The sequence below is a fragment of the Photobacterium sp. 270122K genome (genome assembly GCF_059941365.1).
Map to the genome: position 1 here is coordinate 18,774 of NZ_JBPOEN010000011.1, position 13,729 is coordinate 32,502.

The following is a 13,729-nucleotide window of genomic DNA, read 5'->3' on the forward strand; positions in this document are numbered from 1 at the left end:
GTAAGAGGGAAATCGTACGTATAAAAAGGCCGAGCAGCAAGGCTCGGCCAATCCGTTTATTTTTGCGCGGTGTAGATGTTGAATTTGTTATTTTTCGCGCTGATGGTGCAGTTGCCCAGGCTTTCTTCAATCAATGGCGGGTAACGCAAGAAGCTGTTGGCGACGATGATCAGTTGGCCTTCGCTGTTAAGGTGTGCTGGCGCTTGTGCGATGAAGCTTTCTGTCGCCGCATAGAAGGTTTTCAGGCCAGCATGAAACGGTGGGTTACTGATCAAGTAGTCATAGCTGTCTGGCAAGCTCGCGTACACATCGGTGGCGGTGAAGCGGGCTTCCAACTGGTTCACACGGAATGTTTCTTGTGCCGAGGCAATGGCCAGCGCGCTGATGTCACACAGTTCTAGATCAATCGCTGGGTTGTTGGTTTTCATGACGGCGCCGATCACACCAGCACCACAGCCAAAGTCCAGCACCTTGCCGGACAGCGTCGGTAAGGTCTCTAGTAACAACTCTGATCCTTTATCAAACTCACCGTGGCTGAATACGCCCGGTAGTGAGCGGATCGTTATGTTGGTGTTGGCCACGTTCAGCGGGTAGCTGCGGAACCAGTCGTTGATGTTAAACGCGGGCGCGGCGTGCTCACAGCGGCCCCAGTAAAAACTGCAACGACGGGCGGAATCGTATTTTGTCAGCGGGCCAAAGGCGGCAAACAGTTTTTCGGCGCTGCGTACGCCACTGCGGTTTTCACCGACCACACAGATTTCCGTACCTGGGCCAAATTTGGCCAGTAGCATCGCCAATAAGTATTCGGCTTCTGCTTTGGCTTTTGGCCAGTACAGCAGGATCATGTCCACGGTTGCGTCGGCGGTGAATTCCGCACCGAAAACGGTCGTCACAGCGCTGTGTTTACTCAGGCTGCGGTGGTAACCGAAGTTGGTGGTGAACACCGTGACAGAGGCGGCGGTTTGCGCAAGCTCAACAGGGAATGTGTCGGACAGTTCGCCGGCAACCAAGACATGGCGGTTCTCAAAAAATTCCAGTTGGCGGACGGCGACTTCGCTTGCTGCACAATAAGACATAACGGCCTCGAAAAGGGTGTGTGGTAAGTGAGTTGGGGCGCGATTGTTCCACAAATCGGGGGATAAGAAAAGTGGCAGTACCGAGGGGGGGCGTGTCATTGTTAGCGCAGGCGTCAGTGTTGATGTTAGGGAGGCTGACACCAGAGAAACGGATCACTGGCGACAGGGCAATGCCCTGTCGCCAGTGATGGATGACTTAGCGTTGATCTTGGTGGCTGAGGAAGTCTTGGAATTCGACTTCATACAGCTTGAACAGCACCAAGGTGACAGCAAAGATGATCGGGCCGTAGATCAGGCCAATCAAGCCGAAGACATGCAAGCCGCCGATGATAGAGAAGAAAATCAGCAAGGTGCTCATGCCCGAACTGCCTTGCATCAGCAATGGACGCAAGAAGTTATCGATGGAGCCGACCACAATCGCCCCCCACGCAGCCAAGAACAGTGCCCATTCCCATTGGCCGGTCAGCAGCAGGTAGATACTGGCCGGGAGCCAGATCAGCGCGGTGCCGACCACGGGGATCAGCGAGGCAAACGCCATCATCGAGCCCCAGAATAAGCCGGGGAACCCGGAGAGCCACATGGCAAAACCACCGGCAAAACCTTGTGCGAGCGCCGTCAAGAGTGAGCCCAGTACCGCAGACTTCGCCACTTCTTCCACTTCATTTAGCACGGCGTCTTCTTGGCTGCGAGACAGCGGTAGCACATGGCGAATGGCTGACACGATGGTGTCGTGATCACGCAATAAGAAGAAGAGTACAAACAGCATCAGCATGAAGTTGATCAGGAAGCTGGTGGCATCCCCTAAAATTTTGGCGCTGACGTTGAGTAGTTGCGCGCCGAACTTCGAGGCCATGGTCGCGACTTTCTGGATCACCGCTTGGGTATTGAGTGGCTCAAACGGGGAGTATTTCTCGATCAAGGCAAACAGTTTGACCACATACGGGTGAGATAACACCGTTTCCACCCCGCCTTGGGTGAGCCAGGTGTAGCTCTCTTTTGAGAAGGTGGTGCCTTGATGAATGATGGAGCTGAACACGACCAATAAGGGGATCATGATCATAAAGGTCAGCAGGGTGCATGACAGCACGGCAGACAAGTTTGGCGATCGTGGCATCCAGTTCGCCATGCGGCAATGCAGCGGGTAATAGAGCAGCGAGATGATAAATGCCATCACGATCGGGCCGATGTACGGCTGTATGAGTTGATAGCTGGCAAAGGAAGCGAGTGCCAAGGCGGCAATCAACATCCAGTGGCGTGACTCAATTTTAAAGGTTTTTGGCACGGTAGCGTCCTTCCAAAAAAGCGCAGATAATGGCTGAGAATAGCCTGATCTTATTGTTGCTTGGGCTAATGATTGCACTGCAATACGCCAGAGGCAATGATTAGCTGTTGAATGTGCGCGAGAAACTCGACGGAGAATGAAATGGGATGCTGTGATTGCGGTAACGACAAGAAAAAACATCTGCTAAAGCGTGTGCCGTTGGCGGTGTGGATATTGATGGGATTCGTGGGCTTGGCGTTGTTTTTCTGGCAGCCGTAAACTGTTTCAGATAGCACGGGTACACCGACACACATAAAAAAGCCGCTCTTGAGAGCGGCTTTTGCGTATCACGTTTGTGTATGTCTTGTGAAAAAAGACGGATTACGCGTTGGCTTCCGCTGCAATCGTTGCAAACGCGTACTCTGCTGCGTCCAGTGTCGCTTCGATTTCTTTGTCGCTGTGCGCCAGAGAGGTGAAGCACGCTTCGAAGGCGGATGGTGCCAGGTACACGCCTTTTTCTAGCATCAGGTTGAAGAAACGCTTGAAGCGCTCCACGTTACACAATGCCACTTCGTCGTAGCAAGTCACAGCCGCTTGATCGGTAAAGAAGAAACCGAACATCGCGCCCACTTGATTGGTCACTAATGGCACGCTGTATTTGTCAGCCAATGCCTGGAAGCCTTCTGCTAAACGACGGGTTGTTGTGTTTAGCTGCGCTTCGTGACCGTCTTTGGTCAACACGTTCAGACAGGCAAAACCGGCAGCCATGGCAACAGGGTTACCTGACAGGGTACCCGCTTGGTAAACCGGACCGGTTGGCGCAATGTATTGCATCACGTCACGACGGCCACCGAATGCGCCGACAGGCATGCCGCCGCCGATCACTTTACCCAGTGTGGTCAGGTCAGGTTTGATGTTGTAGTAACCTTGTGCGCCGCCGTGCGAAACACGGAAGCCCGTCATCACTTCATCCAAAATCAGCAGGGCGCCGAATTCGTCACACAGTGCACGCAGACCTTCCAAGAAGCCCGGTACCGGTGGGATGCAGTTCATGTTGCCCGCGACAGGCTCCACGATGATACACGCGATTTGTTCTGGGTGTGCTTCGAACGCTTCGCGGACAGAGTCAACGCTGTTGAACGTACACGTTAGGGTGTGCTTGGCGAAATCTTCAGGGACACCCGGCGAGCTTGGCTGGCCCAGTGTTAGCGCGCCAGAGCCTGCTTTTACCAGCAAGCAGTCAGCGTGGCCGTGGTAACAGCCTTCAAACTTGATGATTTTGTCACGGCCAGTGTAACCACGTGCAAGACGGATCGCACTCATGGTCGCTTCTGTACCAGAGCTTACCATGCGCACCATTTCCATTGACGGTACCAGCTTGCTCACCAATTCCGCCATGGTGATTTCCATTTCGGTTGGTGCGCCAAAGCTGAGGCCTTGCTGGGCAGCTTTGATCACAGCATCGCGGATCGCCACGTGGTTGTGACCCAGGATCATCGGACCCCATGAGCCAACATAGTCAATATAGGCTTTGCCATCGGCATCAAAGATGTAAGCACCGTCGGCGCGTTCGATGAAAAGCGGGCTGCCGCCAACACCGGCGAAGGCACGAACCGGTGAGTTAACACCCCCTGGGATCGTTTGTTGTGCTTTGGCAAATAAATCAGCTGACTTGCTCATTATGATGTCCTGTATTGATAACTGTCCGATTTGAACTGTCGGCATTGTACCTAGGCTCTCAGGGGCTTTCAATTAGTGGCATGTGTACGGGGGCGCTGTGGCTTCCGTACGTCCCGAAATGTGGCAAGGGCTTGCAGGGATGCAATGCTAGTTTTCATCTCTGTCGATGTAAAATTCGCCGTCTGTCCGCTATCCTTGGCATTAGCGCTTCTTGCGATGCGCACCCTCACTTACGCCCCGCAACGGGGTCTGTTCACATATACACAATGACGGCACGTGCATGACGGATAACAATCAAGGTACACCCGCGCCTGAGCGGCATCAGCCCAGTGGCTTAGTTCGGCGTTTTCTTTCTCGCGATAAAACCCCACTGTCAGTGTTGCTGCTGTCAGCACTGGTTGGGCTGGGGGCGGGGTTGCTGTCGACCTTGTTTGAGATTGGCGTGCATTGGGTGGCGGATCAGCGCACCGTGTGGCTGCGCAATGAATTCACTAGTGCCTTGCCGTTGTGGTTATCCGCGTTTTTGATCAGCGCCTTGTTAGCGGTACTGGGCTATTACCTTGTTCACCGTTTTGCGCCGGAAGCGGGCGGCTCTGGGATCCCGGAAATTGAAGGGGCGATGGACGGCATGCGTCCCGTGCGCTGGTGGCGTGTGCTGCCGGTGAAATTCATCGGCGGGCTGGGCGCACTGGGCTCCGGCATGGTACTGGGCCGTGAAGGACCGTCGGTGCAGATGGGCGGTAACATTGGCTGCATGATCGCCGATATTTTTCGCCTGAAAGACAAAGAAGGTCGCCATGCCTTGTTGGCGTCTGGTGCGGCGGGCGGTTTAGCCGCGGCGTTTAATGCGCCGCTGGCGGGGATCATGTTTGTGGTCGAAGAAATGCGCCCGCAGTTTCGTTACAGCCTGATCTCGATTAAATGTGTGATGATCTCGGCGATTATGGCTAACATCGTTTACCGCAGCATTGCTGGGCAAGAAGCTGTGATCACCATGCCGCAATACGATGCGCCGATGCTGGAGTCATTGTGGCTGTTTTTGGTGTTGGGGATGATCTTCGGGGTGTTTGGGGTGATGTTTAATCGCCTTGTGACCCTGACCCAAGATATGTTTGTGCGCATTCACCGCAACGAACGTCGCCGCTACCTGATGGTCGGAGCGGTGTTAGGCGGTATCTTCGGGCTGTTATTGCTGTATTTACCGGAATTAACCGGCGGCGGGATCACCTTGATCCCAACGGCGACCAATGGGGAGTACGGCATCAGCCTGTTGCTGATTTTATTCTTGGCCCGTGTTGCCACCACCTTGTTGTGTTTCGGCTCGGGCGCACCCGGCGGGATTTTTGCTCCGATGTTGGCGATGGGCACTTTGTTCGGCACGTTTTTCGGTACCTTGGTGCAGTGGTGGATGCCGGAGTTGGGCTTGGATCCGGGTATATTTGCCATTGCGGGCATGGGCGCGCTCTTTGCCGCCACGGTACGTGCGCCAATCACCGGCGTGTTATTGGTGATTGAGATGACCAACAACTACCACTTGATCGTGCCGTTGGTGATAACGACGCTGGGGGCGACCATGTTGGCGCAAGTGTTGGGCGGGCAACCGATTTACTCACAATTGTTACATCGGACGATAGAACGCGAAAAAAAGGCCCAACAAGCGGCCTCTTCGGTGGTCAATACTTGAACGAGATAGTCAGGTATTAGATAATCACGGCCATAACCGAGAATGTGAGAGGTTTCTAATGAGCGATGTCAATGTGCCGCTAAGTTTTTCTGATGTGGCAGCGAATAAAGTCAAAACGCTGATCGCCGAGGAAGAAAACCCAGAGCTGAAGTTGCGTGTCTACATCACCGGTGGCGGCTGTAGTGGTTTCCAGTACGGCTTTACCTTTGATGAAAAAGTGAATGAGGGCGACACGACCATTGAGAACAGTGGCGTGACCTTGGTGGTGGATCCAATGAGTCTGCAGTACTTGATTGGTGGCACCGTCGATTACACCGAAGGCCTGGAAGGGTCGCGATTCTTCGTGAATAACCCTAACGCGACAACCACCTGTGGGTGTGGTGCGTCGTTCAGCGTCTAAGCCTGAGCGTCGACCGATGTCCGGACGGACGGTGAATAAAGAAAAGCCGCAATCGAGATTGCGGCTTTTTTATGTCTGGCGTTTGCCTGCTGAAAAACTTAACTGCGGTTATTCAGCAGCGGGCTGTTGTCCGCCAAGAACTGCGTGAACTGCTGCAGTTGCAATAAACGCTCTTTTGCCATGCGCTTAAAGGTCGCTTTCTCTTTGCCAGAAAGTGACTGGGCTTGTGGCAATTTCACGGTACGCGGGTTCTGGTGCGTGCCGTTAACCAAGAATTCGTAGTGCAAATGCGGTCCCGTCACGCGGCCAGTACCGCCTAAGGTACCGATGGTTTGGCCTTGTTTCACGCGTTGTCCGGTTTTCACCATGCGCTTGGTCATGTGCAAGTACTTGGTTAGGTAGGTCGCGGTGTGACGAATAAAGACGTAGTTACCGTTGAATTTGTTGTAACCCGATTGCGCGACGATACCATCACCTGCAGCCCAAATCGGTGTGCCCACAGGCGCCACGTAATCGGTCCCCCGGTGTGCGCGCACACGGCCTGTGACCGGATGCAAACGGCGCGGGTTGAAGTTAGAGCTGACGTAACGGAAGTTGATCGGCGAGCGCAGGAAGGCTTTACGCATCGCATTGCCGTTTTCGTCATAATATTTGCCGTCGTCACTGCGGATGGCGGTAAATGTCTGGCCAAGGTTGGTGAAGGTGGCGGCCAGAATGTTTCCGCTACCGATCGACTCGCCTTCCACTAACTGCTCTTCATACAGCACCGAAAACTGATCGCCGGCACGAATATCCAAGGCAAAGTCGATATCCCAACCAAAGATCTCAGCAATCTTCATGATTTGATTGGCGGTCAGCCCGGCTTTGTCTGCTGCATTCCAAAAGCTGGATGTGATCACGGCCTGCGCCACATTCAATTGAATGTCGACGTTCTTTTTTTCTTGCTTGGAATAGAAGGTGTCAGCGGTGCGGGTGATGACTAATGTTTCGGTCGCACTTTGTGGTTGGGTCAGCTGAACGAGCTGGTGGTTTTCATCAAAACCGAAACGCAACGTATCACCCGGCTGTAAATTGGTCAGGCTGCGGGTGCCATCGTCAGCATTCACCAAGCGATACAAGGTATTGGGGCTCAGGCCTACACGGGTAAACACGATAGCCAGGCTTTCACCGGATTTAACCGTGTGTTCTTTCCACGTGAGTGCGGGAAAAACTGGGGTTTCATCACCGGCCATCGGGCGTAATTGGTTGGTCTCTGCCCTCTCGGGACGTAAGTCGAGATCGAGCGGATAGAGTTTACCGATTTCAAATTTACGGTCAGGGTGACTGGAGCGCTCCGCGCCAGGCCAAAACAGCAGTAATACGACAAGGGTGCTTATGGCGCCAATGAGAACCTGGTGCATCCTTGGCAGTTGGCGGAGTATAGTCAGTGGCATGGGTGATTTTTTTGCGTAATCGGAAAAAATAAGACGAGCCATAGTTTAACTGGTTTCAAAACACAGCGCTATTCAAGTAAGATTGTCGATTATTACTTTTTTGCCAATTCTGCGGGAGCGAACAAGAATGGCCAGCATTGAACAAGCATTAGCTGAAATTAAGCGCGGTGTGGATGAGCTGATTCCGGAAGATGAGCTTATTGCCAAACTGAAAGAGAACCGTCCTCTACGTATTAAATTGGGTGCCGATCCAACAGCACCTGATATCCATCTTGGTCACACTGTGATCATGAACAAACTGCGTACGTTCCAAGAGCTGGGTCACGAAGTGACGTTCCTGATCGGTGACTTCACCGCGATGGTGGGTGATCCAACCGGTAAAAACACCACGCGTCCACCGTTGACTCGTGAACAAGTGCTTGAAAATGCCAAGACGTACACCGAACAGGTGTTCAAGATCTTGGATCCCGCGAAAACCACGATTGCATTCAACTCAACGTGGCTTTCTGAGCTGGGCGCAGAAGGCATGATCCGTCTTGCGGCGAACCAGACTGTGGCGCGTATGCTTGAGCGTGATGACTTTAAAAAGCGTTACAGCGAAGGCCGTCCAATCGCGATTCACGAATTCATGTACCCACTGCTTCAGGGTTATGACTCTGTGGCGATGGAAACGGACGTCGAGCTAGGCGGTACGGATCAGAAGTTCAACTTGCTGATGGGCCGTGAAATGCAAAAAGCCCACGGACAGAAGCCACAGGTTGTACTGACCATGCCACTGCTCGTGGGCTTGGACGGTGTGAAGAAAATGTCGAAGTCGGCGTTTAACTACATCGGTATTTCTGACGCGCCAAACGATATGTTCGGTAAAATCATGTCGATCTCTGATGATCTGATGTGGAGCTACTACGAGCTGCTATCTTTCCGTCCATTGGAAGAAATCGAGCAGTTCAAGACTGACATGGCGAACGGCACGAACCCGCGCGACATTAAGATCCTACTGGCGAAAGAAATCATCGCACGTTTCCACACAGAAGCGGACGCGGATGCGGCTGAGCAAGAGTTCATTAACCGTTTCCAGAAAGGCGCAATGCCTGATGAAATGCCAGAGTTCACGTTTGAAGCCGGCATTGCGATCACGAACTTGCTAAAAGAAGCGGGTCTTGTGAACTCAACCTCTGACGCGATGCGTATGATCCGTCAGGGCGCTGTGAAGCAAGATGGCGAGAAAGTGGAAGACACCAAGTTGGTGCCTGCGGCGGGTACGATCGTCTACCAAGTAGGTAAGCGTAAGTTTGCTCGCGTGACAATCAGCTAATCACTGACTGTCAGACAGAAAAAAGGCGCATGATGCGCCTTTTTTTGTGCCTGTCGTTTAGCGTTTGCTATGTAGCGTTTGGCGTGTTGTCAGCGCCGTTAAGCGAAGCGCTGACCTAGTTCCGCAGCGCAAATGTCGGTAGTGACAGGTGCCAGCGGATCGCCGCCAAGCGAATTGTCAACGTGGTGATGATGCCTGCTAAGGTTGCGACCGAGGCTGCGACATCCATCGTCAATGCCGTGGTATGCACGATACCACCAAGAATACAGGCGGTAGCGTACACTTCGGTACGTAACACCATCGGGATCTCACGGGCCAGCACATCGCGGATCACCCCGCCACCACAGCCAGTCAGCACACCCATGATCACCGCGACCATTGGCGTCGCGCCAAAGCGTAAGGCTTTTTCCACCCCGATAGCGACAAACACCGCCAAACCGATGGCATCCGCCACGGGCAAAATGTACCACGGCATTTGGCGAGGACGACGAATGGCAATCATGCTGATCAAACACGTCACGAAGATCACCCACAGATACGTGGTATCGGTGATCCAAAAAACGGGCGTAGCACCCAGTGCCATATCACGAATGGTACCGCCACCAATGGCCGTCACGCTGGCCAGTACCACGACACCGAAGGGATCCATGCGGAGTCGGCCTGCCAATAATACGCCGGACGCGGCAAACACTGCCGTGCCGAACATATCGAGAAGATAGATGAGAGTCATGATACCTGCCTGAGCGAGAGAGTTGAGAAATCGCCGCCGATTGTACGAGTAAATGGCGGCCTTACAACTTGGTGCAACGGAATTGTGCTACGACTCACAGTGTATGTTGTGGGGCTGTTAATGGCTGGTCTGACGGACTTGATCAAGATAGTCGCACACCTGTTCGACCGCGTTGATCGTACGGGGCGTCGGGCGATTGAGCCAGTCGGCGGTCAGGGTATACAGGTGCCCGTTGGCCACAGCGGGGATCTGCTGTTGCCATTGCTGCCACACACCGACATTGGTGCCACTGTGTGGGGTGCCGAAAATCACATCAGGCTGGCGCACAATTACTTGTTCTACCGACACTTGCGGGTAGGCGGCTGGGCTGTTGGCAAAAATGTTTTCGCCGCCACACAGGGTAAAGACTTGGCTGGGCCAACTGGTGCTGGCCACAGTAATGATTGGACTGTCACTCAATTGGTAGAAGTACTTCACCGGACGTTCGCCCTGTCGATCTTGTTGGAGTGCGGCCAGTCGGGTGCGGAAATCCGTTGCGACCTGATGGGCGTGATCCGGTGATGCCGCATATTGGCCGAGTTGTTCGACGGTACGCGGAATGTCGTCCAGTGTTTTGGGATTGGAGTAGAACAGGGTAAAGCCCAGCTGTTCGAGGCGCTCCATTTCACGTACCGGATTGCCGCCTTTCCACGCCAAGATCAGATCGGGCTTCAGGGCGACGATACGCTCGAGTTTTATCCCACGGTAGTTGGCGACACGCTCAAGCTGTTTGGCTTGTTCAGGGTAGTCACTGTAATCGCTGGCGGCGATCAGTTTATCGCCCAAGCCCGCGGCGTACGCCAACTCGGTGGTGTGCGGTGATAAGCTGATGATCCGCTGCGGTAAGTCGGTTGCTTGCGCTGTTGCAGCAAACGCCTGAGCCATGAAAGAGAAAACACTCACGAGGAAGATCACAACGCGCACTACACAGTTCCTTGAAATAAAACGAGTAAAAGGCCCTGCACGCCAACCCAAATCCACAGACGGTGTTGCACCAGCCTGTCAATTTGTGCCAAGTGCAACGCGGCAGGGGCAATCTTGCCGCCTATCCGGGGCCGGTCCATTTTGATGTTGTCGTAGATCGCCGGTCCACCCAGCGACAGGGAATATTTGTGGCCTGTGGCCGTTAACAGCCAGCCGGGGCCGGGCAGTTGCCATTGCTCACCGCATTGTGCCAACCCTTTCAGGGCGGCTTTGCCGTTGCGCCCGAGACTGATGAATACGGCAAACAGGCGCAATGGCACGATGTCCATGATGGCGAGCAGGATCACCAACGGGCGACCAAAGTGCTGATAACGTTGGCGGCTGGGGGACCAGGTACGCGCCAAGCTGATCAATAAACGATAGACCAGGGCGCCAATGCCACCGGTTAAGCCGTACCAAAACAGCACGCCCGCGACTAAGCGACCGTAGGCCAGTAACTGGGTTTCCGCACCAGCCTTGCCCAATCCCAGCAGGGACAGGTTATCGGTGTGGCGATTGAGCCGTTCCGCCAGTAAGTGGCGGCAGCGCGGTTTATCTTCGTGCTGGTAGGCCGTAATGAACTGCTTGCTAAACTGGGCCGTGGTACGCCAGTCGAGAGCAAGCCAGAGTAAAATCAGGTGAAAGGGGAGATCAAACCACGCGAGTTGGTATAAGCAGAGCAAAATGATCAAGACGGTGAAGATCATCAGGCTGCCGGCAAGCAGGCCGGATTGCATTTGTTGGCGTGGGGTGTCCTGCGGGTTATTGACCTTATCGGCCAGCAGGAGGGATAACTGCCGCCAGATCCCTAAGGGATGCAGAGCGGCAGGGATCGGTAACAGCCATTGCAAGGCAAGTGCACCTGCCATCGCAAATAAAGCGGTGTTGCCGGTGAGCAGTGCAATGGCGTCGTTCATTAGGCGTTTAGTAGCTCAACCATTTTCGCGACCATCACTGACGAGCTCTTTGCCGCCAATGGTAGGAATTCGTCAAAGCTCATTGGTGACTCTTTGTCTGCCACGTCAGAAATCGCACGAACAACCACAAACGGTACGTTGAACTGGTGACACGCTTGCGCAATGGCAGCGGCTTCCATTTCTACCGCGATCACGGTTGGGAAGTGTTCACGGATGAAGTTTTGCTTCTCTGCTGAACAAACGAACGCATCGCCGGTGCAGATCAGGCCGCGTACCGCGTGCATCTCGCCCATGGTTGCCAGTGCTTTTTCTGCCACGTCCATCAGGTTTGCATCAGAAATGAAGGCGGCTGGCTGTTGTGCCATCTGACCCATTTCGTAACCAAATGCGGTTACGTCTGCATCGTGGTAGCGAACTTCAGTCGAAATCACCACATCACCCACGTTCAGGCTGCTGTCAAAACCGCCCGCAGAGCCGGTGTTTAGGACAACGTCTGGCTGGAAGATTTCGAGCAATACCGCGGTGCCCACCGCGGCCGCCACTTTACCAATGCCTGATTGTAGCAACACCACGTCAGCACCGTTTAGGGTACCGGTGTAGAACGTACAACCTGCTTTTGCGTGCATTTCACAGTTAGCCAGTTGATCTTTTAGGATGGCAACTTCTTGTTCCATCGCGCCGATAATGCCGATTTTCATCAGTAGGATCTCTTTATTGGGTGAATGAAGGCGTCCGAGAAGGACGCCTTATTGATGGGGCGATTGTAGCATGAGGGAGGCGAATATTACCAAGTCCGCGGTATGCGATCAGACATGGAGGTAATCCAATATCCCCTCAGCAGCACGGCGGCCTTCGTCGATGGCGGTAACAACCAGATCCGAGCCGCGCACGGCATCCCCGCCAGCAAAGATCTGCGGGTGGGTGGTCTGGAAGGCGAACGTGCTGTCTGCTGGCGCTTTGATCCGGCCCCAGTTATCCAATTCAACATCAAAGGCCTGTAGCCACGGCATAGGGTGAGGCTGGAAACCAAAGGCCATGATCACCGCATCGGCGGCGAGCACATGCTCACTGCCCGCGACGGGTTCAGGGCGTCGACGGCCGGCATCATCCGGTTCGCCGAGGGCAGTCTTGACCACGGTGACGCCATTGATGTGACCATGCTCATCCACCGTTAAATCAATCGGCTGCAGGTTGAACTGGAAATGCACGCCTTCCTCGCGGGCGTTTTTTACTTCCCGTTTCGAACCCGGCATGTTGGCTTCATCGCGGCGATACGCACAGGTCACGTGCTGCGCGCCTTGACGCACGGCGGTGCGGACACAGTCCATTGCCGTGTCCCCGCCACCGAGTACCACTACCCGTTTGCCCTGCATATCAATGAAAGGCTGATCGCCGCTGAGATCCATCACCTGATAAGTATTGGAAATCAAATACGGTAGGGCATCGTAGACGCCGGGCGCATCTTCATTGGTCAGTCCGGCGCGCATGTTTTGGTAGGTGCCAACCCCCAAGAAGACGGCATCATACTCAGCGAGTAACGTTTCCATGGGAATGTCTTTGCCGACATCGGTGTTGAGGCGAAACTCGACGCCCATTTCAGTGAAGAGATGACGACGGTGGACCATCACGTCTTTTTCCAATTTGAATGACGGAATGCCGAAGGTCAGCAGGCCGCCGATTTCCGGATAACGATCAAATACCACGGGTTTGACCCCGTTGCGCACCAGAACATCGGCGCAAGACAGGCCCGCAGGCCCCGCCCCGATGATCGCCACTTTCTTATCGGTCCACTCCACGTGTGACATGTCGGGCTTCCAACCCATTTTGAGCGCCTGATCGGTGATGTATTTTTCTACGTTACCGATGGTGACAGCCCCGAAGTCGTCATTCAGGGTGCACGCCCCTTCACACAAGCGATCTTGCGGGCACACGCGACCACACACTTCCGGCAGGGTATTGGTTTGGTGCGACAGCTCGACTGCTTCCAATATCCGCCCTTCATTGGCCAGTTTCAGCCATTGTGGAATGTAGTTGTGTACCGGACATTTCCACTCACAATAGGGATTACCACAGTCTAAACAGCGATCCGCTTGGGCGCGGGCTTGCTGCTTGGTGAACGGTTCGTAGATTTCCACGAACTCAATTTTACGGACGTTCAGTGGCTTCTTCGGTGGGTCAATCCGTGCCACATCAATAAATTGGTATATGTTTTGGCTCATCGGTGTCCCTTC

12 protein-coding genes are annotated in these 13,729 nt (G+C 54.0%); 3 read left to right on the forward strand and 9 right to left on the reverse strand.

Features of this window, described 5'->3' with window-relative positions:
- Positions 1 to 56 precede the first annotated feature (56 nt).
- From rsmC to hemL, 3 genes are all read right to left on the reverse strand, one after another.
- On the reverse strand, positions 57 to 1,076 hold the full coding sequence (rsmC, locus tag ACSF8W_RS18445; protein WP_500848628.1) for a 16S rRNA (guanine(1207)-N(2))-methyltransferase RsmC: 1,020 nt from the start codon (positions 1,074 to 1,076) through the stop codon (positions 57 to 59).
- A 196-nt stretch (positions 1,077 to 1,272) separates the two neighbouring features.
- Positions 1,273 to 2,358, reverse strand: a complete 1,086-nt coding sequence (locus tag ACSF8W_RS18450; protein ID WP_500848629.1) for an AI-2E family transporter — start codon at positions 2,356 to 2,358, stop codon at positions 1,273 to 1,275.
- A gap of 360 nt (positions 2,359 to 2,718) precedes the next feature.
- Positions 2,719 to 4,017, reverse strand: coding sequence for a glutamate-1-semialdehyde 2,1-aminomutase (gene hemL, locus ACSF8W_RS18455; protein WP_500848630.1), 1,299 nt, complete (start codon positions 4,015 to 4,017; stop codon positions 2,719 to 2,721).
- Positions 4,018 to 4,297: 280 nt separating this feature from the next.
- Between hemL and clcA the strand changes: the two genes are divergently transcribed.
- Together clcA and erpA are read left to right on the forward strand one after the other, a co-directional pair.
- A complete protein-coding gene (clcA, locus tag ACSF8W_RS18460) occupies positions 4,298 to 5,701 on the forward strand; it encodes a H(+)/Cl(-) exchange transporter ClcA (protein WP_500848631.1) in 1,404 nt (467 codons plus the stop codon).
- 58 nt (positions 5,702 to 5,759) lie between these two features.
- Positions 5,760 to 6,101 carry an iron-sulfur cluster insertion protein ErpA gene (erpA, locus tag ACSF8W_RS18465; RefSeq protein WP_500848632.1) on the forward strand — a complete coding sequence of 114 codons (342 nt, stop codon included), beginning with the start codon at positions 5,760 to 5,762 and terminating at the stop codon, positions 6,099 to 6,101.
- 98 nt (positions 6,102 to 6,199) lie between these two features.
- On the opposite strand, the gene shyC is transcribed toward erpA, so the two are convergent.
- The gene (gene shyC, locus ACSF8W_RS18470; protein WP_500848633.1) at positions 6,200 to 7,534 is read right to left on the reverse strand and encodes a peptidoglycan DD-endopeptidase ShyC; all 1,335 of its coding nucleotides are present in this window, start codon (positions 7,532 to 7,534) and stop codon (positions 6,200 to 6,202) included.
- 127 nt (positions 7,535 to 7,661) lie between these two features.
- Here shyC and tyrS point away from each other — a divergent pair, with 127 nt between their 5' ends.
- Positions 7,662 to 8,849 (forward strand): tyrosine--tRNA ligase, encoded by a 1,188-nt coding sequence (gene tyrS, locus ACSF8W_RS18475; protein WP_500848634.1) that lies wholly within the window; start codon positions 7,662 to 7,664, stop codon positions 8,847 to 8,849.
- 115 nt (positions 8,850 to 8,964) lie between these two features.
- Here tyrS and ACSF8W_RS18480 read toward each other — a convergent pair whose 3' ends face one another.
- The 5 genes from ACSF8W_RS18480 to ACSF8W_RS18500 form a co-directional block, all read right to left on the reverse strand.
- Entirely contained in the window at positions 8,965 to 9,579 is a 615-nt protein-coding gene (locus ACSF8W_RS18480; RefSeq protein WP_500848635.1) for a TRIC cation channel family protein, read from the reverse strand.
- Positions 9,580 to 9,696: 117 nt separating this feature from the next.
- The gene (gene btuF / locus ACSF8W_RS18485) at positions 9,697 to 10,503 is read right to left on the reverse strand and encodes a vitamin B12 ABC transporter substrate-binding protein BtuF (protein ID WP_500848757.1); all 807 of its coding nucleotides are present in this window, start codon (positions 10,501 to 10,503) and stop codon (positions 9,697 to 9,699) included.
- Positions 10,504 to 10,541: 38 nt separating this feature from the next.
- Positions 10,542 to 11,498 carry a cobalamin biosynthesis family protein gene (locus tag ACSF8W_RS18490; RefSeq protein ID WP_500848636.1) on the reverse strand — a complete coding sequence of 319 codons (957 nt, stop codon included), beginning with the start codon at positions 11,496 to 11,498 and terminating at the stop codon, positions 10,542 to 10,544.
- Entirely contained in the window at positions 11,498 to 12,196 is a 699-nt protein-coding gene (gene mtnN / locus ACSF8W_RS18495; RefSeq protein WP_500848637.1) for a 5'-methylthioadenosine/S-adenosylhomocysteine nucleosidase, read from the reverse strand. The genes ACSF8W_RS18490 and mtnN overlap by 1 nt, the downstream gene beginning before the upstream one ends.
- A gap of 108 nt (positions 12,197 to 12,304) precedes the next feature.
- Positions 12,305 to 13,717 carry an FAD-dependent oxidoreductase gene (locus ACSF8W_RS18500; protein WP_500848638.1) on the reverse strand — a complete coding sequence of 471 codons (1,413 nt, stop codon included), beginning with the start codon at positions 13,715 to 13,717 and terminating at the stop codon, positions 12,305 to 12,307.
- Between the last annotated feature and the right edge of the window lie 12 nt (positions 13,718 to 13,729).